18 protein-coding genes are annotated in these 26,430 nt (G+C 73.6%); 11 read left to right on the top strand and 7 right to left on the bottom strand.

Going from position 1 to position 26,430, the window contains the following annotated elements; all coding sequences use genetic code 11:
- Positions 1-54 precede the first annotated feature (54 nt).
- The 6 genes from FHX40_RS13565 to FHX40_RS13540 all read left to right on the top strand — a co-directional run bounded on the left by FHX40_RS13565 (position 55) and on the right by FHX40_RS13540 (position 5,514).
- Positions 55-819 (top strand): cell division protein FtsQ/DivIB, encoded by a 765-nt coding sequence (locus FHX40_RS13565; protein WP_142259949.1) that lies wholly within the window; start codon positions 55-57, stop codon positions 817-819.
- Between the two features lie 323 nt (positions 820-1,142).
- The gene (ftsZ, locus tag FHX40_RS13560) at positions 1,143-2,765 is read left to right on the top strand and encodes a cell division protein FtsZ (protein ID WP_142259948.1); all 1,623 of its coding nucleotides are present in this window, start codon (positions 1,143-1,145) and stop codon (positions 2,763-2,765) included.
- A 34-nt stretch (positions 2,766-2,799) separates the two neighbouring features.
- On the top strand, positions 2,800-3,549 hold the full coding sequence (locus tag FHX40_RS13555) for a YggS family pyridoxal phosphate-dependent enzyme (RefSeq protein ID WP_211350439.1): 750 nt from the start codon (positions 2,800-2,802) through the stop codon (positions 3,547-3,549).
- Between the two features lie 146 nt (positions 3,550-3,695).
- Positions 3,696-4,238, top strand: coding sequence for a cell division protein SepF (locus FHX40_RS13550; RefSeq protein ID WP_142259946.1), 543 nt, complete (start codon positions 3,696-3,698; stop codon positions 4,236-4,238).
- Positions 4,239-4,330: 92 nt separating this feature from the next.
- Positions 4,331-4,612 (top strand): YggT family protein, encoded by a 282-nt coding sequence (locus FHX40_RS13545; RefSeq protein ID WP_142261768.1) that lies wholly within the window; start codon positions 4,331-4,333, stop codon positions 4,610-4,612.
- Between the two features lie 47 nt (positions 4,613-4,659).
- The gene (locus FHX40_RS13540; protein WP_142259945.1) at positions 4,660-5,514 is read left to right on the top strand and encodes a DivIVA domain-containing protein; all 855 of its coding nucleotides are present in this window, start codon (positions 4,660-4,662) and stop codon (positions 5,512-5,514) included.
- 803 nt (positions 5,515-6,317) lie between these two features.
- Here FHX40_RS13540 and FHX40_RS13530 read toward each other — a convergent pair.
- Positions 6,318-6,785 (bottom strand): hypothetical protein, encoded by a 468-nt coding sequence (locus FHX40_RS13530; protein ID WP_142259943.1) that lies wholly within the window; start codon positions 6,783-6,785, stop codon positions 6,318-6,320.
- Positions 6,786-7,802: 1,017 nt separating this feature from the next.
- Entirely contained in the window at positions 7,803-10,961 is a 3,159-nt protein-coding gene (gene ileS, locus FHX40_RS13525) for an isoleucine--tRNA ligase (RefSeq protein WP_142259942.1), read from the bottom strand.
- Positions 10,962-11,358: 397 nt separating this feature from the next.
- Here ileS and FHX40_RS13520 point away from each other — a divergent pair, with 397 nt between their 5' ends.
- The 3 genes from FHX40_RS13520 (at position 11,359) to FHX40_RS13510 (ending at position 13,378) form a co-directional block, all read left to right on the top strand.
- The gene (locus FHX40_RS13520; RefSeq protein WP_142259941.1) at positions 11,359-11,628 is read left to right on the top strand and encodes a DUF167 domain-containing protein; all 270 of its coding nucleotides are present in this window, start codon (positions 11,359-11,361) and stop codon (positions 11,626-11,628) included.
- A gap of 127 nt (positions 11,629-11,755) precedes the next feature.
- Positions 11,756-12,172 carry a TraR/DksA family transcriptional regulator gene (locus tag FHX40_RS13515; RefSeq protein WP_142259940.1) on the top strand — a complete coding sequence of 139 codons (417 nt, stop codon included), beginning with the start codon at positions 11,756-11,758 and terminating at the stop codon, positions 12,170-12,172.
- A gap of 276 nt (positions 12,173-12,448) precedes the next feature.
- On the top strand, positions 12,449-13,378 hold the full coding sequence (locus tag FHX40_RS13510) for an RluA family pseudouridine synthase (protein WP_142261767.1): 930 nt from the start codon (positions 12,449-12,451) through the stop codon (positions 13,376-13,378).
- A gap of 45 nt (positions 13,379-13,423) precedes the next feature.
- Here FHX40_RS13510 and FHX40_RS13505 read toward each other — a convergent pair whose 3' ends face one another.
- The 3 genes from FHX40_RS13505 to FHX40_RS13495 form a co-directional block, all read right to left on the bottom strand.
- Positions 13,424-13,738, bottom strand: a complete 315-nt coding sequence (locus FHX40_RS13505) for an AzlD domain-containing protein (protein WP_142259939.1) — start codon at positions 13,736-13,738, stop codon at positions 13,424-13,426.
- Complete coding sequence (locus tag FHX40_RS13500; protein ID WP_142259938.1) at positions 13,735-14,490, bottom strand: AzlC family ABC transporter permease; 756 nt, start codon at positions 14,488-14,490, stop codon at positions 13,735-13,737. Before FHX40_RS13500 ends, FHX40_RS13505 begins: the two co-directional genes overlap by 4 nt.
- A 91-nt stretch (positions 14,491-14,581) precedes the next feature.
- Positions 14,582-17,626 carry a serine/threonine-protein kinase gene (locus tag FHX40_RS13495; RefSeq protein WP_170198830.1) on the bottom strand — a complete coding sequence of 1,015 codons (3,045 nt, stop codon included), beginning with the start codon at positions 17,624-17,626 and terminating at the stop codon, positions 14,582-14,584.
- 464 nt (positions 17,627-18,090) lie between these two features.
- Here FHX40_RS13495 and FHX40_RS26280 point away from each other — a divergent pair, with 464 nt between their 5' ends.
- Together FHX40_RS26280 and dnaE are read left to right on the top strand one after the other, a co-directional pair.
- The gene (locus tag FHX40_RS26280) at positions 18,091-19,110 is read left to right on the top strand and encodes a chorismate mutase (protein ID WP_373286856.1); all 1,020 of its coding nucleotides are present in this window, start codon (positions 18,091-18,093) and stop codon (positions 19,108-19,110) included.
- A gap of 127 nt (positions 19,111-19,237) precedes the next feature.
- Entirely contained in the window at positions 19,238-22,759 is a 3,522-nt protein-coding gene (gene dnaE, locus FHX40_RS13485; protein ID WP_142259936.1) for a DNA polymerase III subunit alpha, read from the top strand.
- A gap of 94 nt (positions 22,760-22,853) precedes the next feature.
- Here dnaE and murA read toward each other — a convergent pair whose 3' ends face one another.
- Both murA and FHX40_RS13475 read right to left on the bottom strand, forming a co-directional pair.
- Positions 22,854-24,185 (bottom strand): UDP-N-acetylglucosamine 1-carboxyvinyltransferase, encoded by a 1,332-nt coding sequence (gene murA / locus FHX40_RS13480; RefSeq protein WP_142259935.1) that lies wholly within the window; start codon positions 24,183-24,185, stop codon positions 22,854-22,856.
- 759 nt (positions 24,186-24,944) lie between these two features.
- Positions 24,945-26,417, bottom strand: a complete 1,473-nt coding sequence (locus FHX40_RS13475; RefSeq protein ID WP_142259934.1) for an amidase — start codon at positions 26,415-26,417, stop codon at positions 24,945-24,947.
- Between the last annotated feature and the right edge of the window lie 13 nt (positions 26,418-26,430).

The following is a 26,430-nucleotide window of genomic DNA, read 5'->3' as shown; positions in this document are numbered from 1 at the left end:
CCGCGGTATACGGTGGGCTCGACGGTGAGGCGACCGCGACGTGGTCGAGGGGGCATGAGCGCAGCGGAGACCGAGCGCGATCCGGATCTCGAGGCGGGGGCGGAGGCCCCCGCCGGGACGGAGGCGGGCGAGCCCGCGCCGCGGGGCCGGTGGCGCCGTGCCCGGCCCCTGGTGCTGCTGCCGCTGCTCGCCGCCGGGGTCGTCGCGGCGGCCACCTGGCTGGTGTTCCTCTCGCCGCTGCTCGGCGTGGACCGGGTCGAGGTCCGCGGGAACTCCGACATCCCGGACGAGGTGATCCGCCGTGCGGCCGGGGTGGCCACGGGCGAGCCGCTCGCCGCGGTGGACCTGGAGGCGGTGCGGGCCCGGGTCGCGGCCCTGCCGCCGATCGAGTGGGCGCGGGTGGAGCGCGGCTGGCCGCGCACCCTGCGCATCCGGGTGCGCGAGCGCACCCCGATCGCGGTGGCCGAGGCCGGCGGCCGGGTGGCGCTCGTGGACCGGTACGGCGTGGTGGTGAGCCTGCGCGACACCGCCCCGGAGGGCCTGCCCCGGCTCCGGGTGGCGCGGGTCGCCCCGGACGATCCGGCGGCCCGGGCGGCGCTGGCCGCGGTGCACGCCCTGCCCGGCGGGCTCGCCCGCCGGGTGGCCGAGGTGCGGGCACAGAGCGCGACCTCGGTGACCCTGCGCCTCGCCGACGGGCGCACCGTGAACTGGGGCGGGGCCGAGCACGGCGACCTCAAGGCGCGGGTCCTGGTGTCGCTGCTGCGCCATCCCGGCCGCAGCTACGACGTGAGCTCCCCGGACGTCGCCACGGTCAGATGAAGGCCGCCGCGTACGTGCGAACCTCGCTGGAGGTGAGATCATAATCATCAGTGCCGCGGGTTTTCCGCGGCATCACGGAACGGCGGGGTGAGGACGCCGATCGGGGTCCGCGCCGGCGAGTGCGAATGGGACAGTGCGCGACACGCCGGGCGCGCTTGCGGCGCGGTTAGTTGACCCTGGGGGAGGACCAACCCTACTGTCCGTATCAATCCTCAGGTTGACATAACTCTAAATCTCAACTTGAGGGTGAGGGTTTGGAAGAGGCCGATCCGGTAGCCCGGATCCCATGAAATGCAAGTAAACGAGCGGAAAGGCCCCTCGTCGTGGCAGCACCGCAGAACTACCTCGCGGTCATCAAGGTCGTCGGGATCGGTGGCGGCGGCGTCAACGCCGTCAACCGGATGATCGAAGAGGGACTAAAGGGCGTCGAGTTCATCGCGATCAACACCGACGCCCAGGCGCTGCTGATGAGTGACGCCGACGTGAAACTCGACGTGGGCCGCGAGCTCACGCGAGGCCTTGGCGCCGGCGCCAACCCCGAAGTCGGCCGGAAGGCCGCCGAGGACCACCGGGAGGAGATCGAGGAGGTCCTCAAGGGCGCGGACATGGTGTTCGTGACGGCGGGGGAGGGCGGTGGGACGGGCACCGGCGGCGCCCCGGTCGTGGCGAACATCGCACGCTCCCTTGGCGCCCTCACCATCGGCGTGGTGACCCGGCCGTTCAGCTTCGAGGGCAGGCGCCGGGCGATGCAGGCCGAGGCGGGCATCGAGACGCTGCGTGACGAGGTCGACACGCTCATTGTCATTCCCAACGACCGCCTGCTTTCAATCTCCGATCGCCAGGTGAGTGTGCTCGACGCCTTCAAGGCCGCCGACCAGGTGCTGCTCTCCGGTGTGCAGGGCATCACCGACCTGATCACCACGCCGGGTCTCATCAACCTCGACTTCGCCGACGTGAAGTCGGTCATGTCCGGCGCCGGGTCGGCGCTCATGGGCATCGGTCACGCCCGCGGCGACGACCGGTCGGTGGCCGCGGCGGAGATGGCGGTCTCCAGCCCGCTGCTGGAGGCGAGCATCGACGGCGCCCACGGGGTGCTGCTGTCCATCGCCGGCGGGTCCGACCTCGGCCTGTTCGAGATCAACGAAGCGGCCCAGCTCGTCGCCAACGCCGCCGCCCCCGACGCGAACATCATCTTCGGCACGGTGATCGACGACTCGCTCGGCGACGAGGTGCGGGTGACCGTGATCGCGGCCGGCTTCGACGAGCCGCCGCGGAGCTCGTCCTCGCCGGCCGCGACCCGCCAGCAGCCGTCCCGCACCACCACGCCGGAGCCGCCCTCCCGGCCGTCGGTGACCCTGTCGTCGCCGAAGCCGGAGCCGCGGCCGGAGCGCCGCCCCGAGCCGCCCGCGCGGACCTACGGCGGGCCCACCGCGTCGTCCGGGACCGCCCCGGCCGGGTCGACCGCCGTGTCCGCCCCCGGGTCGGCTCCGGTGTCCGCCGCGCCGTCCACCCCGGCGTCCCCGGGCACCGCGCCCGGTGACGCGGGCACCGTGTCCGGTGGGGTGTCCGGTGGGGTGTCAGGCGGCGTGTCCGGCACGTCGGTGACCGGCCACGGCGGCCCCGCGGCGGCGCACGCGGCCCCGGGGAGCGGCCAGGGCACGACCCAGGGCACGCCCGCCGCGGTGCCGAGCATGCCGCTCAGCGCGCCCGTCCCGGCGGAGACCGAGGCGTCGGCGACGGTGACCCCGATCACCCCGGCCGCCCAGGACCAGGGCTCGGCCCGGGACGCCGACACCCCGCCGACCCCGCCGGTGAGCATCCCGCGGCCCACCGAGCCCCCGGCGGCCACGCCGATCACGTCCCGGAGCTCCGAGCCGGTACGGCGCCGCCCGGTGGTGTTCGAGGAGCAGGAGGAGGAGCTCGACGTGCCGGACTTCCTCAAGTGACGGCACGACGAGGCGTGTGAGCGGCACCCGGACAGTGGACGATCGTGAACGACCGGATCCGGCCGGCCCGGCCGCGGATCCGGAGGCCCGCAGGGCGGAGCTCGCCCGCGGGCTCGCCGAGGTGGAGCGGCGCATCGCCGAGGCGTGCGCCGCGGCCGGGCGGAGCCGGGACGAGGTCACCCTCATCGCGGTGACCAAGACCTACCCCGCCTCCGACGTCCGCACCCTCGTCGAGCTGGGGGTCACCCACATCGGCGAGAACCGCGACCAGGAGGCGTCGGCGAAGGCGGCGGCCTGCGCCGACCTGCCGATCACCTGGCACTTCATCGGCCAGCTGCAGACCAACAAGGCCAGGTCCGTGGCCCGGTACGCGGCGATGGTCCACTCGGTGGACCGGCCGCGCCTGGTCCGGGCGCTCGGCGCCGCCGCGGTCCGGGCCGGCCGCGAGGTCGACTGCCTGGTGCAGGTGGCCCTGGAGCGGGAGCCGGACCCGGCGCGCGGCGGGGTGCCTCCGGCCGGCGTGGCGGAGATCGCCGACGCGATCGCCGCCACCGAGGGGCTGCGGCTCGCCGGGGTGATGGCGGTCGCCCCGCTGGGGGAGGACCCCGCCCCCGCGTTCGCCCGGCTCGCCGAGGTGGCGCAGGCCGTACGCAAGGATCACCCCGAGGCCCGGGTGATCTCCGCGGGGATGAGCGGGGACCTGCACCAGGCCATAGCAAACGGGGCGACACACGTGCGTGTCGGTACGGCGTTGCTCGGCCGCAGAAAGCCCTTCGTCAGGTAATGTCCCCCAAGTGGACGTTGGTGTCCGCGTGATGGGCCCTCAAGGCCGGGGAGAGGACGCCGGGCCGGGCGCGGCGGGACGGTGAGGGGCGATCCCGTCGCGTGGCGGGCCGGCGACTCGAGCCGGTGGAACGACGGAGGACGAGTATGGCCGGCGCGATGCGGAAGATGGCGGTCTACCTCGGTCTTGTGGAGGACGACCGCTACGACAGGTACGACACCTACCACGACGACGAGGAGTACGACGACTACGACGAGCCGCGCCGGGCCGCCGTGGATCGCGGCGTCGTCGCAGGCCGCGCAGGCGCCCACGGCTCGCAGTCCGGCGTCGACGACCCCGAGGACGAGACCGAGGGGACCGTGCCCCCGCCCAGGCAGGCTCCGGGCGCTCCGGAGCGCCGCACGACGGATCTGACCCGCATCACCACGCTCCACCCCCGCACGTACAACGAGGCGCGTACGATAGGGGAGCACTTCCGGGAGGGGACTCCGGTCATCATGAACCTGACCGAAATGGTTGACAGCGACGCCAAGCGCCTCGTCGACTTTGCGGCAGGTCTCGTTTTTGGGCTACACGGAACCATCGAACGTGTTACCAACAAGGTGTTCCTGTTGTCCCCAGCCAACGTAGAGGTGACCGCCGAGGACAAGGCCCGAATCGCGGAACGCGGCTTCTTCAACCAGAGCTAGAGTTCCACCATGAACAGTTCTTGTGCGCGCGGTACTCTCGGTGCACACGCGGAGACTGCAGACCAGGACGGAGGCGGGACGAGGTCGTGGGCATGTTCGTGAACGTCGTGGTGACGGTCCTGTCCCTGTATCTGGTCCTGCTGATCGGCCGAATGATCTTTGAGACCATCCAGGCGTTCGCGCGCTACTGGCGTCCGAAGGGTGTCGTCCTGGTGCTCGCGGAGGCCACGTACACCGCGACCGACCCGCCGCTCAAGTTCCTGCGCCGTTTCATTCCGCCGCTCCGGTTGGGTACCGTTGCCTTTGACCTGAGCTTCACAGTGCTGTTCATTGTGGTCTTGCTCTTGATCCAAGTCGTGTCCGCGCTAGCCTGACCGGGTTCGGCCCCTCCGGACCTGCAAAGCGCGCCAAGGAGACCGAAATGCCGCTGACGCCCGCTGATGTGCGGAACAAGCAGTTCAGTACGACCCGGCTGCGACCGGGCTACGACGAGGAAGAGGTAGACGCCTTCCTTGACGAGGTGGAGGCCGAGCTCGACCGCCTCATCCAGGAGAACGAGGAGCTCCGGGCCAAGCTCGCCGAGTGCCTCCGCGGCAAGGTGCCGGGCGGTATGGGCATGGCCGCCGCGCCGGTGGCCGCCGAGCCCAAGCCGGACATGATGAACCCGCAGCCGGAGCCGCTCAAGCCGCCGGAGCCGGTGCGCCCCGAGCCCGTTCCCGTCGGCATGGGCATGGCGCCGGCCGAGGACAACATGGACACGGCCGCGCGGGTGCTCGCCCTCGCCCAGCAGACCGCCGACCAGGCGATCGCCGACGCCCGCCGCGAGGCCGAGGAGACGGTGAACCGGGCCCGCCGCGAGGCCGACGAGATCCTCGCCAAGTCGCGCCGGCAGGCCGAGCAGATCATCGCCGACGCCCGCGCCCGGGCCGAGACCCTCGAGCGCGACGCGCAGGAGCGGCACCGCCAGGCGATGGGCTCGCTCGTGCAGACCCGCGACGAGCTGGAGCGCAAGGTCGAGGAGCTGCGCAGCTTCGAGCGCGAGTACCGCAGCAGGCTCAAGCTCTACCTGGAGAACCAGCTCGCGGAGCTCAACGTCTCGGCCGAGTCGAGCGGCGGCTTCCCCGTCGTCTCCGGCCAGATGGGCGGCGGACACACCATGGCGCATCCCGTCGGCCAGCCGCAGATTCCGAGCACCCCGAACCCGTTCGCACCCGACGCCCCGCAACACCAGGGGGCGTTCCAGGGAGCCGACGGCCCGCACCCCGACCGGCGGTAGGCGGCACGACGGCCACGGCGGTGATCCGTCGCCGCTAGGATGACGGATCACGTCCGGCGAACGCCGGGAGGTCCGCGACTGGGAGATGCCCTGGTGATTCTCATCAGCGCCGCGCTGGTGCTCGTGGCCATCATCCTGCTCATCGCGGGAGTGGTGCTCGCGAAACCGTTTCTGGTCATCTGGTCGATCGTGGTCAGCCTGCTGTCCGCGGTGTGCCTGCTGATCGGCGCGTTCGTACGCCGCCACGAGCTCTTCCCGAGCGGTGCGGCCTCTCCGGACGGACCGTCCCCGGGTTCCTCGCCGGCACCCGACCAGGGGTCGGCGGCCACGGTGGGCATGGGTGCGTCCACGCAGGCGCCGGCGATGCCGGGTGTCCCGGCAGGTACGGCCGCGCCGAGCGGGACGACGGCACCGGGCGCTTTCGCCCCCCCGGCCTCGGCCGCGGCGCCCGGAGTTGCCACCGCTCCCGGGGTGATGGCGTCCCCCGGACCCATCGTCACCCCCGCCCCGATGGCGACTCCCGGTCCCATGGCGGCCCCCGGGGCTCAGGCGACGTCCGGCATGGTGTCGTCCGCCATGCCGCACCCCCACGCCGGGCCCGCCATGGCCTCGCACGCCCAGGCGCCCCCGTCCGCGCCAGGCGCCGGGCTTCGTGCTCCCTACCCCCCGTCAGCACCCTCATCGCGCTCCGCCGAGCCCGGCCTGCTGCCGCCCGACACGATCGTGAAGGTCATCCCGGGCCGCCGCAGGTTCCATCGTCCCGGCTGCCGCCAGCTCGCCGGGCGGGACAGCGAGGAGCTCACCTACGAGGAGGCACGCGAGGAAGGCTTCACCGCGTGCACCACATGCCTGCCCGAGGGCACCGCACGCACCACCTCGGAGACCCCCTTCCCCGAGCCCGACGACCACGCCGCCCCCGCGGCGGGACCCATGCGGCCGTCGGCCTCCACGGTCCCCGGCCCCTCCGGTTCCGCTGCCTCCGGCACGCCGCCCTTCGGCTTCCCCGGTCCCGGATCGACGCCCCCGGCCGCGCCCGCGTCCGCGGCGTCCACCCCTCCCACCACGCAACCGACCCCGGGAGCCGTACGGCCCGCCGGCCCCGCAGCCGAGCCGGCCGGTTCCCCGGCGGCACGCACCGAGCCACCGTCCACTCCGCCTCCGTCGACCCCGCTGCCGATGCGTCGTCCCCGCGCGTCGCGGGCCACGACGCCCTCGCCGATCGACTGGTTCGGCACCTCGTCGAAGGACGCGGCCTCCGCGTCCGGCTCCACCCCGGCGGGCGGGATGTCCGCACCGCCTCAGGAGCCCCCGCGGCCCCGCACCGAAGAAACCGATTCCGCACGGCCCGGCCCCGTCCGGGAGCCCGGCCGCCCCGAGTTCGGCGGCCCGCAGGGCGAGCCCGCGGCACGACGCCCGGGTGAGGAGGCCCCCGACCCCTTCCGAGGCTCCGCGGCGCCCTCCGGTGCGCCCCGTACCGGAGACTTCGCACCCGTCGATCCCGGCGCCGACGTCTTCCGGCCCCGCCGTCCCATGGATCCCGCCGGGCACCAGACCTCCACGCCCGACGCACCGCCCCGGGAGAGGACGCCCGAACCCGCGTGGGAACCGGCACCCGAACCGGTGCGGGAGAGGGGGCCTGAGCCGGTGGGCGCCCCCGCGCCCCAACCGGTGCGGGACACCGCACCCGAACCCACCCGCGATCAGGCGCCCGAGCCCGCCGACCGCCGCGAACCGGGCGAGGATTCCGGCAAGGCACCCGCACCTGAGCGGCCCGCCCCCAACGAGGCCCCGAAGGACGCCGCCACGGATTCGGCCGACCGGGAAGCGGGGAACTGAGCCCGCCAACGCTCTTCCGGGCATGCCACGCGATCGCCGCGCCCCGGTCCCGCGACCGACCATGTCGCCTCCGGACAGGCACCTTGACCGACGGCGTGTTTTCCGTACGTTCCGAAGCCTCGGCCTGAGCACAGCACGCCATGTCCTCGCGCGTACCCGCGGCTCGTCGCGCGCCGAACCGGATGGCCGTACTCGTCGTCGCTTCCGCTCGGGTGGTTGAGGGTTCGTCCGGCGGAGACCTTGACCGATCCTTAACCCGGTCCCTGCCAGGTCCCCCGGGATCGGGGTCCATGGGGCTCCCGCTCGCTCGCGCGCGTTCCCGGGTGCGCGGGTCACCATCATCACGGTTCATCGCCCGGCTCGCCCTGTCGTCCCGCCCCGGCGGCCGTGCCCGGATACGGGACGGCCCGGGCGAGGGCGGTGGCCGCTCGCCCGGGCCGTACGTAACCGGTTCAGGCCTTGCGGAGCTGGAAGGTGAGCGCGAGGTCGTCGTCGGTGAACTCGCGCAGCTCCGGCTCGGAGCCCTCGGTCATCGCGGTGGCGAGCACCTCGCCCGCGACCGCCTCGCCCTGCTCGCGCAGCGCCTGGGCGAGCTCGTCGTCGGTGGTGCGCCACCACAGCTCGATGCGGTCGGTGATGGCGAGGCCGCTCGACTTGCGGGCCTCCTGCACCAGCCGGATCACCTCGCGGACCAGACCGGCGCGGCGCAGCTCCGGGGTGACCTCGAGGTCGAGCGCGATCGTCTCGCCCGCCCCGGTCTCCACGGCGCCCCGCTCCACCGCCCAGCCGGCCTTCGGCTGCTCGGTGACGATCACCTCGTCGGCGGTAAGCTCGACCGCGCCGACCTCCTCGGCGGTCACGGTGACGGTGCCGCCGCCGCGCACCGCGCGGGCGATCTCCGCCGGGTCGGCCGCGGTGATCGCCGCCGCCACCTGCTTGGTCTGCTTGCCGAACCGCTTGCCGAGCGCGCGGAAGTTCGGCTTGACCGTGAACGAGACGAGGTCCGCGGAGAACCCGGACAGGTCCTCCAGCCGCTGCACGTTGAGCTCCTCGGCGATGAGCGTGCGCAGCTCGTCGGGCAGCTCCGCCCAGCCGGGGGCGCCGACGAGGGCCCGGGCGAGCGGCTGCCGGGTGCGCACCCCGCTGGAGGCGCGGGCCGACCGGCCCAGCTCCACCAGCCGCCGCACCAGCGCCATGCGCGCGGCGAGCTCGGGGTCGATCAGCTCGTCCTTCACCTCCGGCCACCGGGCGAGGTGCACCGAGGTGGGCGCGTCCGGCGTGCGCAGCACGTCCCACACGTAGTCGGTGATGAACGGCACGATCGGCGCCATCAGCCGGGTGACCGTCTCCAGGCACTCGTACAGCGTGGCGAACGCCGCCGCATCACCGTTCCAGAACCGGCGGCGGCAGCGCCGCACGTACCAGTTCGACAGGTCGTCGAGGAACTCGGTGAGCCGCCGCCCCGCCCGCGCGGTGTCGAACACGTCGAGCGCGTCGCCGACCTCCCGCACCGTGCGGTGCAGCTCGGACAGCGCCCACCGGTCGATCAGCGGCCGGTCCGCGTACGCCGGGGCGTCGCCGGCCGTCGGCGACCAGGACTCGGCGTGGGCGTACAGGGTGAAGAACGCGACCGTGTTCCAGTAGGTGAGCAGGACCTTCCGGACGATCTCCTCGAGCGCGGCGCGCCCCACCCGCCGGGCCGCCCACGGGGAGCCGGAGCAGGCCATGAACCAGCGCAGCGCGTCCGCGCCGTGCTCGTCCATGAGCGGGATCGGCTCCAGCACGTTGCCGAAGTGCTTGCTCATCTTCCGGCCGTCCTCGGCGAGGATGTGCCCGAGGCACACCACGTTCTCGTACGAGGACCGCCCGAACACGAGCGTGCCGACCGCCATGAGCGAGTAGAACCAGCCGCGGGTCTGGTCGATCGCCTCGCAGATGTACTGCGCCGGGTAGGAGTTCTCGAAGACCTCCTTGTTCCGGTACGGCGCGCCCCACTGGGCGAACGGCATCGCGCCCGAGTCGTACCAGGCGTCGATCACGTCCGGCACCCGCCGCGCCTCGGCGCCGCAGGTCGGGCAGGGGAAGACGACCTCGTCCACGTACGGCCGGTGCGGGTCGAGCGAGGACAGGTCGCGCCCGGCGTACCGGCCCAGCTCCTCCAGCGAGCCGACGCAGGTGACGTGCGACTCGTCGGCGGTGCACACCCACAGCGGCAGCGGGGTGCCCCAGTACCGGGACCGGGACAGCGCCCAGTCGACGTTGTTGCGCAGCCACTCGCCGTACCGGCCCCACTTGATCGTCTCGGGGTACCAGTTGGTCTTCTCGTTCTCCGCGAGCAGCTGCTCCTTGATCGCGGTGGTGCGGATGTACCACGCGGGCAGCGCGTAGTACAGCAGCGGCGTGTGGCACCGCCAGCAGTGCGGGTAGCTGTGCTCGAAGGTCTCGGCGCGCAGCAGCAGGCCACGGGCGCGCAGGTCCTCGATGAGCCGCGCGTCGGCGTCCTTGAAGAACACGCCACCGACGAACGGCACGTCGTCGAGGAACCGGCCGTCCGGGCCGACCGGGTTCACCACCGGCAGGCCGTACCGCTTGCAGGTGGCCATGTCGTCCGCGCCGAACGCCGGGGCCTGGTGGACCAGGCCGGTACCGTCCTCGACGGTGACGTAGTCGCCGAGCACCACGTAGTGCGCGTCCGGGATGTCGACCAGGTCGAACGGCCGCGTGTAGGTGGTGCGCTCCAGCTCGGCGCCGGTGAAGGTCTCGACCACCTCGGCGTCCTCGCCGAGCACCGTGGCGAGCAGCGGCTCGGCGACCACGAGCACCTCGTCGGACCCGGCCGGGCGCGCGGCCACGTAGGTCACCTCGGGGTGCACCGCGATCGCCGTGTTCGACACGAGCGTCCACGGGGTCGTGGTCCAGATCAGCAGCTTCGCGCCCAGCTCGGCGAGCCGCCCCGAGGTGGCGGGCATGCGCACGTACACCGACGGGCTCGCCACGGTCTCGTACCCGCCGGGCTGGCCGAGCTCGTGGTCGGACAGGCCGGTGCCGCAGCGCGGGCAGTACGGCGTGATGCGGTAGTCGCGGAAGAGCAGGCCCTTGTCCCAGATCGTCTTGAGCGACCACCAGACCGCCTCGACGTAGTCGGGGTCCATGGTCCGGTACGCCTGGGACATGTCGACCCAGTAGCCCATGCGCTCGGTGAGCCGCTCGAACGCGTCCACGTGCCGCAGCACCGACTCGCGGCAGCGGGCGTTGAACTCGGCGATGCCGTACGCCTCGATCTGCTGCTTGCCGGACAGGCCGAGCTCCTTCTCCACGGCCACCTCGACGGGCAGGCCGTGGCAGTCCCAGCCGGCCTTGCGCGGCACGTGGTAGCCGCGCATCGACCGGTAGCGGGGGAACACGTCCTTGAAGACGCGGGCCTCCACGTGGTGCACGCCGGGCATGCCGTTCGCGGTCGGCGGCCCCTCGTAGAAGGTCCACTGCGGGCCGGAGGCGTTCTGCTCCAGCGAGCGCTCGAACACCTTCCCGTCACGCCACCGCTGGAGCACCTCGTGCTCGAGCTTGGGCAGGTTCACCTGTGCGGGAAGGGGGGTGAAACGGTGTGTCATCGTGAGCGGGACCTCCACGCTGGCGTCTGGGGTGCGGGCGTCGTGGCGTGGAGGGACGAGGCGGAACGGCCCCGCGGTACCACCCTCCTTGACCCTCCCGGAACACGCGGAGGGCCCTCTCATTGATCGCTGCTGCCGGTTCTACTCGGCCGGGCCGAAGGAGGGCCGGCCTTTCTTCCGGCGGCTCCGGGGTGATCTTCCCTCCGGCTTCCGCGCCGGGCTCGCACCGTCCCCGGCTCGCTCCCGCGGAAGGGGTCGGAGGTACTCGTCCCCATCAACGCCTTGCAGCCTTGCAGACTAAAAAGATAACGCACCCGCGGCGGTGCGGCCCTCCGGTGAACGGGGCCGGTGGGGCCGCGGGGCCGGGCGTGGACAGCGTTGTGAGGGAGGTTTCACCGTGCGGTTGGCGATCAGGGTACGGCCCGGGGCGTCGCGGGCGGGGGTCGGCGGCCGGTACGGCGACTCCGCCGTGGTGGTGAAGGTGAACGAGCGGGCGGTGGACGGCAAGGCCACCGAGGCGGCGCTGCGCGCGGTGGCGGAGGCGTTCGGCGTGCGGCGCGCGGACGTGCGGCTGGTGTCCGGCGCGACCAGCCGCGACAAGGTGGTCGAGATCGTCGGCGACGAGGAGGAGCTCGCCCGGCGCGCCGAAGCGCTCCGTGAGGGGTGAGGCCCCCCTGGTGTGGGTAGGTCATCGGCCCTGACCGGGAACGACGCTCGGCGGGTCGGCTCCCGGTTCGCGGGCGGCGGGCGCGCCGCCCGGACCGCTGACGTGGTTGATCGCCGAGGAGGGCACGATGGCTGGCACGACGCGAACGGGGAAAGGCACGGCGAAGGGGGGCGCCCGGGTCGACGACGGCGCCTGGACCCCCGAGGAGCTGGCCGAGGTCAAGGCCCGCCTGCTCCAGGAGATCGAGGAGCTCAAGGCCGACATCGAGCGGGCCGAGGCCCGGATGGCGTCGGAGACGAGCGAGCGCGACGGCGACGACGAGGCGGACGCCGGCGCCAAGACCTACGAGCGGGAGCGGGAGATCGCCCTCAGCCTGAACGCCCGTGACCTGCTCGCGCAGAACGAGCGGGCGATCGCCCGGGTGGACGCGGGCACCTACGGGGTGTGCGAGTCCTGCCAGCGCCCGATCGGCAAGGAGCGGCTGCGCGCCTTCCCCCGGGCCACCCTGTGCATGGAATGCAAACAGCGGGAGGAGCGGCGCTAGCGCGGGACACCGACCGGGACCGACCGAACCCTCCCGGCGGCGGGCGCTGGTAACCTGACCGGGGCCGGGTGGCGCCCGCACGCGCGCGGGCGCCGCGAGGCCGGGGACGCCCGCCCTGCACCGGCGGGACCCCGTGCGCACGACGGGGGCCCGGTACGGCACGGCAGGGGCGGCGTCGCGGTCCGCGCCGGTCGCTCCGGCGCGGAACGGTGACCTGCAGGTGATCGAACGGGAGGACCCAGCCGGCAGGCCGGCGGGAAGGCGGAACCGGTGAGCATGACCGAACAGCGCAACCTGCCCGTACCGGACGGGTTGGAGGGCGAGCGGATCGACGCCGCGTTGTCCCGGATGTTCGGGCTGAGCCGTACCCGGGCCGCGGAGCTGATCGCCGCCGGGGACGTGCTGCTCGACGGGGTCACCCCGGCCAAGTCGGAGCGGGTGCGGGCCGGGGCGTGGCTCCAGGTGCGCATCCCGCCGCCGCCGACCGCGCCGGCCCCGGTCGCCGAGCCCGTGCCCGGCATGCGCATCCTCTACGAGGACGAGGACATCGTCGTCATCGACAAGCCGACCGGCGTGGCCGCGCACCCCACGGTCGGCTGGACCGGCCCGACCGTGCTCGGCGGCCTGCTCGCCGCCGGTCACCGGGTGGCGACGAGCGGCGCGGCCGAGCGGCAGGGCATCGTGCACCGCCTCGACGCGAACACCACCGGGGTGATGGTGGTCGCCAAGAGCGAGACCGCCTACTCGCGGCTGAAGCGGGCGTTCAAGGAGCGCGACGTGGAGAAGCGCTACCACGCCCTGGTGCAGGGCCATCCGGACCCGCTGCGCGGCACCGTCGACGCCCCGATCGACCGGCACCCGTCGGGCAACGGCAGGTTCGCCGTGGTGGCGGGCGGCAAGCCGTCGATCACGCACTACACCACGATCGAGGCGTTCCGGGCGGCGTCGCTGCTCGAGATCGACCTGGAGACCGGGCGCACCCACCAGATCCGCGTGCACATGTCCGCGCTGCGCCACCCGTGCGTGGGCGACATGCTGTACGGGGCCGACCCCACGCTCGCCGCCCGCCTCGGCGTCAGGCGCCAGTGGCTGCACGCGGTCTCGCTCTCCTTCGACCACCCGATCACCGGGCACCGCGTCACCTTCACCAGCGACTACCCCGAGGACCTCGCCCGCTCGCTGGAGATCCTGCGCGCCGAGTCCTGAGCGCGTCCGGGCCGGCACGGCCGGGCCGTACGGCGGGCCGGGCGGTCACAGGCCCGCCAGCCGGGCGAGCGCGGTGACCGCCGCCGTGATCGCGAGCACGAGCAGGAACGGCGCGCGCAGCAGCAGAGCCACCACGGCCGCGGCGAGCCCGAGGGTGCGCGCCCCGTCGAAATGCAGCTCCTGGCCGGAGGCGAACATCTGCACCGCGATCAGCGCGGACAGCAGCGCCACCGGCGCCAGCTCCGCGAACCGCCGCAGCCCCGGCCGGTCGAGCACCCGCCGCGGCACCGCGAGCCCGGCGAGCTTGAGCAGGTAGCACCCCACGCAGGTGGCGATCACCGCCCACCAGGTCGCGCTCATCGCGTCGCCTCCTTCGGCGCCAGCAGGGCGGGCAGCGCGGCCACCGAGGCGAGCAGCACCGGGATGCCCGGCGGCAGCAGGGGGGTGGTGAGCAGGGCGATCGCCGCGCCCGCGACCGCGACCAGGCGCAGCCGCGTCGCGCCGCCCGACCGCAGCCGCGGCCACAGCAGGGCGAGGAAGCAGGCCGGGCCCACCGCGTCCAGTCCCAGCACCGCCGGGTCGGCCATCTGCGCGGTGCCCACGGCCCCGATCAGCGTTGACACGTTCCAGGCCAGGTACAGGGTGAGGAAGGTGGTGAAGAACCCGGCGCGGGCCCGCCGGTTCGCCGCCTCGTCCGGCTCCGCGCCGTCCGCGCCGGGCCGGGCCTCGCGCCCGTTGTCAAGCTGGGCCATGGCGACCGCGGTGGTCTCGTCGATCACGCCGAGCGCGACGCCGAGCCGCCGCAGCCCGCGCACCCCGAGCGGGCCGGCCAGGCGCAGCCCGTAGAGGGTGTTGCGCGCGCCGAGCAGCAGCGCGCCCGCGGTGCCCGCGACCAGGTCACCGCCGCCGGCGACCGCGCCCGCCAGCGCGAACTGGGAGGCCCCGGTGAACGCGAACAGGCTCAGCACGCACGCCTGCACGACGTCGAGCCCGGCGGTGACCGCCGCCGCGCCGAACGCCACCCCGGAGCATCCCACCGCGAGGCCGACCCCGATCCCGGCCCGTCGCGCGGCGGAGACGCCCTGATCGGGCCGCGTTGTTGTGTCTTCCATGGCAGGTGAGGTTACGCCACCGTGACGGGGGCTTTACCTCACCGGGGTGCTGCTGTGGCCCGCCGTACCGGGGCGTGACCTGCCGCCGGGGTCACTTGGCGGGCCGGAAGGTGTCGACGAAGACCTCGAAGTAGCGGTAGTTCTTCTTCCAGTTCTTGTGCAGGGTGCTCCAGTAGATCGCGTATCCGCGGCGCTTGCCCGTGACGAAGCCGCGGTTGATCACGTGGAGCTTCGCCCCGCGGGAGTAGTACGTCCACTCCCAGTCGGCCGCGGTCTTGAAGTAGTCGACCGACTTGATCCGCACCCGCTTGTAGCCGGGGAAGTTGCGGCGGGTCGCCCGCTCCTGGGCGAGCCAGTCCCGCTTCGCGTTCGGCTTGGGCGACCTGGTCTGGTCGATCAGCAGGAAGGTGCTGCGCAGGTTGCCGCGGAAGAAGACCCGCGACCCCTCGCGCCGCTGCACCTTCCAGCCCTTCGGCAGCGCGAGCGAGAACCCGGTGGGGTCGGTGTACCGCCGCCAGCCCTTCGGGACGCCGTCCGACCCGGGACGCTTCCCTGCCGCCTCCTCGGTCTTGGCGTCCGCGCCGTCCCCCGCGGACGGGCTCGCCGACGCCTTGCCGTCGGCCTTCGCCTGGGCGGTCCCGGAGGACCCGTTGAAGGCGTTCGCGCCGGTACGGCCCGGCTGTGTGGTGGCCGGGGCGCCGGCCGGATCGCCCGACTGCCGGGCGACCTCGTTCCGCGCGTCGCGCATGCCGAGCAGGGCGGCGACGATCGCCACGAGGATGATCACCGGCACCGCGACCAGGACGATCCTCACGGTCGGATTCGCGAGCAGCGGGGAGATCCGCGCCGGGAGGCGCGTGGACGTGATCCGCCGCTGCAAGGCGGTGGGCACCACCATGGTGGGCCGGGGCCTGCGGGGCCGTTCCGCGGCCGGCCGCCCGGTCATCCCGGCGCGCGTCCCGGGATCCGGCCGGGAGTAGGGGGCCGGGAACGGGGACATCCGCCGGACGGTCCGCCGCGCGGGCCGCCCGGCCGCGGCCGTCCCCTCCTTCGGCCCCGCGGTCGCGGACGCCGTACCGGACCTCCCGGCGGCGGAGTCCGCCTTCGCCGCGGGTTCCGCGTCGGCCGGGGCGGCCGTGTCCTCGTCCTCGGGCCCCTGGGCGTCCCGTGGCTCCGCCGGTTCGTCGTCCGGGAGGACGGGCCACTCGTGCAGCCGCCGGGTGCGGTCCTCCACCTCCGGATCGGCCTTCTTCCCGGCGCGGGCGTCCTCCTCCTGCGCGGCGCGTGCGGAGGCCGCCGGGGACGTGCCGCCCGAGCCCTTCGTCGCCGTCGCGGCCGGGCGCTTCTCGCCCGTGCTCCCCTTCGCGGCGGGCTTCTTCGCCGCGTCGTCCCCGTCCCGTTCCGGTACGGCCGTGCCGGGGGAGTCCGCGCGCTCGCCGGGCGGCCGCTCCTCGTCCCGCGGCCGGCCGGACGCCGCCGCGTCCGCGCCCTCCTCGCCGGAGGCGTCCGTCCGATCGGCGTCGTCGTCCTCGCCGGTGCGGGACGCGAACGCGCCGAGCCGGGTGCGGGGCGTGCCGGACGACGCCGAGGCGAACGCGCCCAGACGGCGGCCACCGGCCTCCCCGGCGTCCTCTCCGCCCCCGTCCTTCCCCGGCTTCCCGCCGTCGTCCTCGCCCTTCTCCGGCTCCGCGTCGTCACCGTCCTTGGCGCGGGACAGGCGGCCGACGCCGAGGGTCTCGAGCGCCCACGAGCCGATCTTCTGGGTGCGGATGGTGTCGGCCGGGTCGGGGTCCGAGGCTTCCGTGGCCTTCGCGGCACCGGACTTCGCCCCGCCGGACTTCGTGCCCGTGGACTTCGCCCGGGCCGATCCGGACGTCCCGGCCGCCGGTTTCCCCGCCGCGTCCGGCCCGTCCGCGGCGGGCCGCGCCACCTGGTTCTTCGGCAGCGTCGGGTCGTCCGGCCCGGCGGCCTCCTCGCCGGCCGCGGACGTGCCGCCGGACGCCGTACCGGCGGCGGACGCCGCGGAGGCCTTGCCGGCGGGCTTACCGCGCGCGGCGGCTCCTGCGGCGGACTTCGCGGCCCCCGGCCGGGAGCGGCCCGCCCCCTCGTCCCGGGCGGCGGCGCCCCGCTCCGCCTTCCCGGCGGCCGGGCTCTCCGGCCGCGGCGGGGCGCCGGCCTCGGCGCCGAGCGACAGGCCCGTCTCCGGTACGGCGGCGCCCGGCGACGCGGCCGGGCCGCCGCGGGGCCGCGGCTTCGCCGGCGCGGCGGGCGGGGGAGCGGCGTCCCCGGTCTGCGGGACGCGGGAGCCGGTCCGCGGCGGTGGCGGGGCGGGCGGCGGCGTGGGCTCGGGCTCCAGGGCCCGGCGCAGCATGCGCTCGATCTGGTCGTAGGTCGGCCGTTCGGCCGGGTCCTTGCGCAGCAGGCCCTCGATCAGCGGGGCGAGCCGCCCGGCGTGCACCGCGGGCTCCGGCTCGTCCATGAGCACCGCGTGCATCGTCGGCAGCGGGGCGCCCTTGTCGTGCGGCGGGCGGCCCTCCACGGCCGCGTACAGGGTCGCGCCGAGCGACCACAGGTCGGACTCGCGCTGCGCGGGCGCGCCCCGCAGCCGTTCGGGCGGCATGAACGCGGGCGTGCCCACGAGCCCGGTGCGGGTCATCGTGCTGTCGGTCTCCACCCGCGCGATGCCGAAGTCGGTGAGCACCACCCGGCCGTCGTCGGCGAGCAGCACGTTCTCCGGCTTGACGTCCCGGTGCAGCACGCCCATCGCGTGCGCGCTGCGCAGCGCCTTGAGCACCTCCAGGCCGATGTGCGCCACCCGCTCCGGGGGCAGCGGCCCCTCCTCGCGGATCACCTGGCCGAGCGAGCGGGAGGGCACGAGCTGCATGACGATCCACGGGCGGCCGTCCTCCTCGATCACGTCGTGGACGACGACCACGTTCGGGTGGGTGAGCCGCCCCGCGGCGCGGGCCTCGCGCATGGTCCGCCGGTTGAGGTCGGCGAGCTCGTCGCCGACCGCGCCGTTGTAGCGGACCTCCTTGACCGCGACGGGCCGGTCGAGGAGCTCATCGTGGGCGCGCCACACGATGCCCATGCCGCCCCGCCCGATGGGCTCGATCAGGTGGTACCTCCCGGCCACCCGACGTCCCGGCTCCGCTGCGGTCATCACCCGCCTGTACCCCCTCCCAGAACCCGTGAATCTTCCCATAGCTTGGCAAAAAATTGACCTTGGGTCGGTCCGGCGGAGGCGGCTCCGGTACGGGCGAGTAGGGTCGCTGTCTGTTATATGGTGAATTGTCGGTGTTATCTCGGTCACGCGCGCGTCGGCGGCCGGGACATACGGCCGCGACTGCTACCCTGACCGGTATGAATCGGGCACGTGGGTTTAGCAGGCCGGCTCCGGGTGGGCCGGTCCTCTGACCCGTAGCGGAGAGCGACCGCCGGAGCCGGCAGGAGGCAGAGACCAGTCGGGTCTCTGCCTTTCGTGTTGTCTCGTGCCGTCGTGCCGGACCCGGCCGACCGGCCTGCGGGACACGCGAACGCCCACCTCGACCTGACCGGCCGTCGGCCCGCGGGCCGACCGAGCAGGAAGACCGGCATGCCGTGACCGTGGACACGACCATCGAGACGACCCTGGCCACCGGGCGGGAGCCGCACGTGGTGCGCGTGGCCGCGCTGCGCCTGGGCGACGGCCCCGTACCGGTGCTGGGCGGGCTGGTGGGCGAGGCCCGCCCCGACGCGCGCTGGATCGCCCTGCCCGCGCGCCCCGGCGCCGCCGCCGCGGAGCTCGAGCGGCTGCGCCGCGCGTGGGACGGCCCGCTGCTCGCCGCGCCCGCCGGCCACGCCGCGCTCGCCGAGGCCGCCCGGCTCGCCGACGGCCTCGTGCTCGGGGCGGGGGACGCCTGCCCGGACTGCGGGGAGCCGCTGCCGCCCGCGGCGGCCCGCCTCGGCCTGCCCGTGGTGCTGCGGCGCGACGGGACGGACCTCGCCCGCTGGCTCGCCGCCGCCGCGGCGTGCCGTACCGAGGGCGACGGCCGGGTCGTGCTCTGCGAGGGCGCCGACCGGCCCGCGCCCGGCGGGGACGGGACGGACGGCCTGGAGGGCCCGCCCGCCCCGCCGCTCGACCTCGGGCTGCTCCAGGCCGCCCGGGAGCGGTCGGGGCTCCCGGTCCTCGCCTACCTGGGGCACGACGCCGCGCTCGCCCCCGCGGCCGTCGCCGCCGGGGCAGACGGACTGCTGCTCGCCCCGCACGCCGCGCCGGAGGCCGTCGCCGCCGCGCGGGAGGCCGCCACGGTCGTCGCCGCCCTCGTCCGGCGGGAGCGCCCCGCGACGATCCCGGACGCCCGCGCCGCGATCGACCGGGTGGACGCGGCCCTCGCCGTGCTGCTGGAGCGGCGCGCCGCGCTCGCCGGGATCATCCAGCGGCTCAAGCCGGTCGGCGGCTTCGCCGGGCGGGATCCGGAGCGGGAACGCCGCCTCGTCGCCGCGATGGCCCGCCGCGCGCCGCGTCTCGGCGAGGCCCACCTCGCCCCGATCATGAACGCGGTGATCGAGGCCGGGCTCCGGCTCGCCGAAGAGGAACGACGGGAGCGGACGGCCCCGGCGGGCGCCGATCCCGCGTAGCGCCGCTCCCGCGGCGGGCCGCGTACGGCACGCCGATTCGGGCGAGCGTCCCGGGCGTCACACCGGCCGCGAAGCGCGTAGGCTCTTGCCCCGCCGGGTAGGTGCGAGCGAGAGGAACCAGGACCGCATGGCCGAATCGTTTGTCCATCTGCACGTCCACACCGAGTACTCGATGCTGGACGGGGCGGCCCGACTGGGGCAGATGTTCAAGCAGGTCACCGACCTGGGCATGCCCGCCGTCGCGATCACCGACCACGGCAACCTGCACGGCATCTACGACTTCTACAAGCAGGCCACGGCCGCGGACATCAAGCCGATCATCGGCATCGAGGCGTACGTCGCGCCGGAGTCGCGGTTCCAGAAGAAGCCGGTGCTGTGGGGCGAGCCGCACCAGCGCGGCGACGACGTGTCCGCCGGCGGCTACTACACCCACATGACGATCTGGGCGCGGAACAAGACCGGCCTGCACAACCTCATGAAGCTCAGTTCCCGCGCCTACACCGAGGGCTTCGTGCGCAAGTGGCCGCGCATGGACGCCGAGCTCATCGCCGAGCACGCCGAGGGGCTGATGGCGACCACCGGCTGCCCGTCCGGCGAGGTGCAGACCCGGCTGCGGCTCGGCCAGTACGAGGAGGCGCTCAAGGCGGCCGCGAAGTACCAGGAGATCTTCGGCAAGGAGAACTACTACCTCGAGCTCATGGACCACGGCCTCGACATCGAGCGCCGGGTCCGCGACGGGCTCGTCCGGATCGGCAAGGAGCTCGGCATCCCGCCGGTCGTCACCAACGACTCGCACTACACCTACGAGTCCGACGCCGCCAGCCACGACGCGCTGCTGTGCGTCCAGACCGGCAAGCAGCTCTCCGACCCGGACCGGTTCCGGTTCGACGGGACCGGCTACTACATCAAGTCCGCCGACGAGATGCGGGCGCTCGACACCTCCGAGCTGTGGGCCGAGGGCTGCCGCAACACCCTGCTCATCGCCGAGAAGGTCGACCCGACGGGCATGTTCGCCCACAAGAACCTCATGCCCACCTTCCCCATCCCGGACGGGATGACCGAGGAGGAGTACTTCCGGCAGCAGGTGTGGAAGGGCATGGAGCGCCGCTTCCCGGACGGGGTCGACGAGGAGCACCGGGCCTGGGTCGAGAACGAGATCAACGTCATCGTCCAGATGGGCTTCCCGAGCTACTTCCTCGTGGTGGCCGACTTCATCATGTGGGCGAAGAACAACGGCATCCGGGTGGGCCCCGGCCGTGGCTCGGCGGCCGGCTCGCTGGTGGCGTACGCCCTCGGCATCACCGACCTCGACCCGATCCCGCACGGCCTGATCTTCGAACGGTTCCTCAACCCCGAACGCGTGTCGATGCCCGACATCGACATCGACTTCGACGAACGTCGCCGGGCCGACGTCATCCGCTACGTGACCGAGAAGTGGGGCGCCGACAAGGTCGCGATGATCTGCACCTTCGGCACCATCAAGGCGAAGGCTGCGATCAAGGACGCGGGCCGCGTGCTCGGCTACCCGTACGCGCTCGGCGACCGCATCTCCAAGGCGTTCCCGCCCGCGGTGATGGGCAAGGACATCCCGCTCGCCGGCATCTTCGACGAGTCGCACCCCCGCTACGCCGAGGCGGGCGAGCTGCGCAAGATGTACGAGGAGGACGCCGACGTCCGGGCCACCATCGACCTCGCCCGGGGCCTGGAGGGCCTGATCCGGCAGACCGGCGTGCACGCCGCGGGCGTCATCATGTCCGCCGAGCCGCTCACCGACCACATCCCGATCATGCGGCGGGACTCGGACGGGGCGATCATCACGCAGTTCGACTACCCGACCTGCGAGACGCTCGGCCTGCTGAAGATGGACTTCCTCGGCCTGCGGAACCTCACGATCATCGACGACTGCCTGAAGATGATCGAGGCGAACACGGGCGAGAAGATCGACCTGCTCAAGCTGCCGCTCGACGACACCAAGACGTACGAGCTGCTGGCGCGGGGCGACACCCTCGGCATCTTCCAGCTCGACGGTGGCGGCATGCGGTCGCTGCTCCGCCTGATGCGGCCGGACAACTTCGAGGACATCTCCGCGGCGCTCGCGCTCTACCGGCCCGGCCCGATGGGCGCGAACTCGCACACCAACTACGCGCTGCGCAAGAACGGCCAGCAGGAGATCGTCCCGATCCACCCCGAGCTCGAGGAGCCGCTGCGGGACATCCTGTCCACCACCTACGGCCTCATCGTCTACCAGGAGCAGGTCATGGCGATCGCGCAGCGGGTCGCCGGGTACTCGCTCGGCGGCGCGGACCTGCTGCGCCGGGCGATGGGCAAGAAGAAGAAGGCCGAGCTCGACAAGCAGTACGAGTTCTTCGAGCGCGGCATGCGGGAGAACGGCTACTCGGACGAGGCGATCAAGGCGCTGTGGGACATCCTGGTGCCGTTCTCCGACTACGCGTTCAACAAGGCGCACACCGCCGGGTACGGCCTGGTGTCGTACTGGACCGCCTACCTCAAGGCGAACCACCCCGCCGAGTACATGGCGGCCCTGCTCACCAGCGTCAAGGACGACAAGGACAAGAGCGCGCTCTACCTCAACGAGTGCCGCCGCATGGGCATCAAGGTGCTCCCGCCCGACGTCAACGACTCCGACTCGGACTTCACCCCGCGCGGCGGCGACATCCGGTTCGGCCTGTCGGCGATCCGCAACGTCGGCGCGAACGTGGTGGACGCGATCATCCAGGCGCGCACCGAGAAGGGCCGGTTCACCGACTTCGCCGACTTCCTGCGCAAGGTCCCCGCGGCGGTGTGCAACAAGCGGGTGATCGAGTCGCTGATCAAGGCGGGCGCGTTCGACTCGCTCGGGCACCAGCGCAAGGGCCTGGTCATGGTGCACGAGCAGGCCGTGGACGCGGTGATCGACATCAAGAAGAACGAGGCGATCGGGCAGGACTCGCTGTTCGGTGCGGTCGAGGGCGTCGAGGACAGCACCTTCGACGTGCAGATCCCGCCGGGGGAGTGGGACAAGACCACGCTGCTGCAGTTCGAGCGGGAGATGCTCGGCCTGTACGTCTCGGACCACCCGCTGCTCGGCGTGGAGCACATCCTGTCCGCCGGGGCCGACTGCTCGATCGCCGCGCTGCAGGCCGAGGAGCGCCCCGACGGGCAGATCGTCACCGTCGGCGGCATCCTCACCGGGCTCCAGCGCAAGATCACCAAGAAGGGCGACACCTGGGTGCTCGCCACGCTGGAGGACCTCGAGGGCGCGATCGAGGTGATGATCTTCCCCTCGACCTACCAGCTGTGCTCGACGATCCTCGCCGAGGACGCGATCGTGTTCGTCAAGGGGCGGCTGGACAAGCGCGAGGAGGTCGCCAAGCTCATCGCGATGGAGGTCACCCAGCCCGACCTCACCCAGGAGAACGGCGGGCCGCTCGTGGTGAGCATCGCCGAGAACCGCTGCACCCTGCCGCTGGTCACCCAGCTCAAGGAGGTGCTCACCACCCACCCCGGCACCACCGAGGTGCACCTGCAGGTGCACCGGGGGTCGAAGACCACCGTGGTGCGGCTCGACGACCGGCTCCGCGTGGCGCCCTCCCCGGCGCTCATGGGCGACCTCAAGCAGCTGCTCGGCCCGGCATGCCTCGGCGCGTAGGCCGTACCCGGCCGGCCGTACCGGAACGACGAGAACGACGGAAGACGGGCCCGCGCCGCGGCGGCGCGGGCCCGTCCACGTCGGCGGAAGGCCGTCACACGGAGGGCGGCGGGGCCTCCTCCTCGGTCAGCCGGGTGATCTTCAGGCCGAGCGAGGTGAACTGCTCGTACACGCGGTGGTAGCCGCGCTCGATGTGGTTGACGCCGCGCAGCGTCGAGGAGCCCTCGGCGACCGCGGCGGCGAGCACGGCGGAGAACCCGGCCCGGATGTCCGGCAGGGTCACGTCCGCGCCGCGCAGCTTCGACACGCCGCGCACCACCGCCGAGTGCTTGGCGTTGGTGTCGTGGTAGCGGCAGGCGGGGCCGCCGAGGCACTGGTCGAACACCTCGATCTCGCAGCCCATTTTCTGCAGCGCGGGCACGTAGACGAGCCGGTTCTCGAACACCGTCTCGTGCAGCACCGACATGCCCTCGGCCTGGGTGAACAGCACCATCAGCGGGGTCTGCCAGTCGGTCATGAAGCCCGGGTGGGTGTCGGTCTGCACCGCGGCGGCGCGCAGCCCGTTCGGCGCGGTGGCGCACAGCCACTCGTCGGTGATCTCGAACTGGGCGCCCATCCGGGCGAGCGTGGTGATCGCGGTGACGAGGCGGTCCTGCGGGCAGCCGTGCACCCGGACCTCCCCACCGGTGACGAGGCCGGCCACCAGGTAGGAGAACGCCTCGATGCGGTCGCCCGCGAGCCACATGGACGCGCCGCGCAGCCGGTCGACGCCCTCGATGACGATGCGCCGGTCCGGGCTCAGCTCGATGCGCGCCCCCATGCGCTGCAGGAACAGGGCGAGCTCCACCACCTCCGGCTCGGTCGCCGCCCCCTTGATCACCGTCTTGCCCTCGGCGAGCACGCTCGACAGCAGGATCGTCTCGGTGGCGCCGACGCTCGGGTAGGGCAGCTCGATCCGGGCCCCGCGCAGCCGCTTCGCCTTCGCCTTGATGCCCGTCTCGCCCACCTCGACCTCCGCGCCCATCGCGCGGAGCGCGTCGACGTGGTAGTTCACCGGGCGGCGCCCGATCGGGTCGCCGCCGACGAACGGCACGAAGGCCTCGCCGGCGAGGTGCAGGAGCGGGCCGAGCATCAGGATGGGGATGCGGTTGAGGCCGGTGAACGCCTCGGGGACGCGGGGACGGATCTCGCTCCCGCGCTCGAGGGTGATCTCCATCCCGTTGACCTCGACGTTGATCCCAACGGCCCTGAGCATGGCGGCGGTGATGCCGACCTCACCCACCTCGGGCGTGTTGTGCAGGGTGCTGGGACCCTCCCCGAGCATGGCGGCGACCATGTGCTTGGAAACGGCGTTCTTCGATCCCCGTACCTCGACGTCGCCGCGCAGCGGTCCCGACGGCTCGATTCTCCAAACCTGTTCGCTCACCGGCCTAGAGTAACGGGGTCCCGAGCGGCGGCCGTACCGGCCGGGGCTCGTGCCGCCCGGCGGCCGCGATCAGGGCCGGGATCCGGATGCGTGGTCATGCCGGCACGGTCCGGAGTGCCGCCGCGTCGCGGCCGGGTAGGTACCATCGGCGGGCGGCGGGCGCAGGGCGCCCTCCGCCCGGCGGGACACGCCGGTGGGACGGGCCGGAAAAGGGTGGGGCGATGCGGCATGTGCGGGACGTGCTCGTCACCGCGATCATCCTCGCGCTGCTGGGGGCCGGCGCCGGGCTGATCTGGTCCGCGGTGGCGCCCCCGACCCGGTACGTGGTCGGGGCCGACGGCCCGCGGCTCGCCGACCCGAGCACCCAGACGCTGATCGCCGCGGACGGCCTGTTCGCCGTGATCACCGCGGGGGCCGGGCTGGTCTGCGGCATCCTCGCGTTCGCCTTCGCCCGGCGGCCCGCGGTGCTGCTCGGGCTCGCCGCGGGCGGGGTCGCCGCCGGGCTGATCGCGGAGCGGGTCGGCGGATCCGCGGGCACCACGGTGCTGCGGGCCGCGGAGGCCGGCGGCTTCCAGGAGGGCAGCCGCCTCGCGGTGACCGCGCAGGGCGTGCTGCTCGCCTGGCCGCTGTTCGCGGTCGCCGCGTTCGGCCTGCTCGAGGCGATCGCGGCGTACCTGGGCTCGGAGTACCGCCGCGCCGTCCGCGGCCACCGCATCGCCGACCTGTCCGACGGCATGGTGGTGCCCGAGCCGCGCAGGCTCAGCCGGCGAGCACGGCCGGCCTGGCGGTCTGTGGGGCGGCACGCTCGAACGCGTGGGCGAGGCGGAGCACCTCCATGTCCGCCCAGGGACGGCCGATCACCTGGACGCCGACGGGCAGGCCCTGCGGAGTGAACCCGCACGGGACCGACGCGGCCGGGGCGTGCAGCACGCTGATCCAGTACGCCGAGCGCATCCAGGCCAGGTAGTCGGGCATCCGCTGCCCGGCGATCTCGGTGACGTACGGCTGCTCGACCGGGAACGGCGGCACCTGGCTCACCGGCGCGACGAGGAAGTCGTAGGTCTCGAAGAACGCGGCCATGCGGGCGAACAGCCGGGTGCGCGCCCGCTCCGCGCGGGCGAGGTCCGCGCCGGTGAGCCGCAGGCCCGCCTCGATGTTCCACACCACGTTCGGCTGCAGCTCGTCGCGGTGCCGCTCCAGCAGCCCGCCGAAGCGCAGCGCGTACCACCAGGCGCGCCAGGTACGGAACGCGTCCTCGGCGTCGGACAGGTCGAGGTCGACCTGCTCCACCGTGGCGCCGAGCCCGGCGAGCACCTCGGGGGCGCGGGCGGTCACCGCGGCGGTGTCCGGGTCGACCGGCAGCCCGCCGAGGTCCGGGCTGAACGCGATCCGCACCCCGGTCAGGTCGGTCTCCAGCGGCGCGGCGAAGACCTCGCCGCCCTCCCGCACCGAGTACGGCGAGCCCGGGTCGAACCCGGCGATCGCGCTCATCAGCAGCGCCGCGTCCTGCGCGGTGCGGGCCATCGGCCCGGACACCTCGAGGGTGAACCACGCGGCGTCGTGCGACGGCGGCGGGGTACGGCCCGGCGTCGGCCGCAGCCCGAACACGTTGCAGAACGACGCCGGGTTGCGCAGCGAGCCGCCCACGTCGGTGCCGTCGGCGAGCGGCACCATGCCGGTGGCGAGCGCGGCGGCCGCCCCGCCGCTGCTGCCGCCCGCGCTGCGGGAGAGGTCGTAGGGGTTGCGGGTGGCGCCGAACACCGCGTTCACCGTGTGCGACCCGGTGCCGAACTCGGGGGTGTTGGTCTTCCCGATGGTGATCGCCCCGGCCGCGCGCATGCGCCGCACCAGCAGCGAGTCTCGGTCCGGCACGTGGTCGGCGTACACGCGCGAGCCGTACGTGGTGCGGATGCCCGCGGTGTCGATCAGGTCCTTGTGCGCCACCGGCAGCCCGTGCAGCGGGCCGCGCCAGCCGCCGCGCGCCCGGTCCTCGTCGGCCTCGCGCGCCTGCCGCAGCGCCTGCTCGGCGGCGAGCGTGACGATCGCGTTGACCTTGCCGTTCACCCGCTCGATGCGGCGCAGGTGCGCCTCGACGAGCTCGGCGGAGCCGATCTCCCCCTTCCGCAGCAGCGCGAGCATCTCGGTGGCGGTCAGCTCGCACAGCTCCTCGCCGGGCGGCACGCCGTCCTGCTCGCGCGGGGTGGTGCCGAGATCCTCTTCGCCGTGGGTCATGGTGCCCGCCTGC

This window comes from Thermopolyspora flexuosa (genome assembly GCF_006716785.1).
In the GTDB taxonomy this organism is placed as follows: domain Bacteria; phylum Actinomycetota; class Actinomycetes; order Streptosporangiales; family Streptosporangiaceae; genus Thermopolyspora; species Thermopolyspora flexuosa.
The sequence above is the reverse complement of the archived record's forward strand: the minus strand, read 5'-3'. Positions and strand labels throughout refer to the sequence as shown.

Excerpts from the sequence above, each read along its gene's own strand:
- FHX40_RS13565 (WP_142259949.1), top strand. The coding sequence starts at position 55 with ATGAGCGCAGCGGAGACCGAGCGCGATCCGGATCTCGAGGCGGGGGCG.
- FHX40_RS13550 (WP_142259946.1), top strand. The coding sequence starts at position 3,696 with ATGGCCGGCGCGATGCGGAAGATGGCGGTCTACCTCGGTCTTGTGGAG.
- FHX40_RS13545 (WP_142261768.1), top strand. The coding sequence starts at position 4,331 with ATGTTCGTGAACGTCGTGGTGACGGTCCTGTCCCTGTATCTGGTCCTG.
- FHX40_RS13540 (WP_142259945.1), top strand. The coding sequence starts at position 4,660 with ATGCCGCTGACGCCCGCTGATGTGCGGAACAAGCAGTTCAGTACGACC.
- ileS (WP_142259942.1), bottom strand. The coding sequence starts at position 10,961 with ATGACACACCGTTTCACCCCCCTTCCCGCACAGGTGAACCTGCCCAAG.
- FHX40_RS13515 (WP_142259940.1), top strand. The coding sequence starts at position 11,756 with ATGGCTGGCACGACGCGAACGGGGAAAGGCACGGCGAAGGGGGGCGCC.
- FHX40_RS13510 (WP_142261767.1), top strand. The coding sequence starts at position 12,449 with ATGACCGAACAGCGCAACCTGCCCGTACCGGACGGGTTGGAGGGCGAG.
- FHX40_RS13505 (WP_142259939.1), bottom strand. The coding sequence starts at position 13,738 with ATGAGCGCGACCTGGTGGGCGGTGATCGCCACCTGCGTGGGGTGCTAC.
- FHX40_RS13500 (WP_142259938.1), bottom strand. The coding sequence starts at position 14,490 with ATGGAAGACACAACAACGCGGCCCGATCAGGGCGTCTCCGCCGCGCGA.
- dnaE (WP_142259936.1), top strand. The coding sequence starts at position 19,238 with ATGGCCGAATCGTTTGTCCATCTGCACGTCCACACCGAGTACTCGATG.
- FHX40_RS13475 (WP_142259934.1), bottom strand. The coding sequence starts at position 26,417 with ATGACCCACGGCGAAGAGGATCTCGGCACCACCCCGCGCGAGCAGGAC.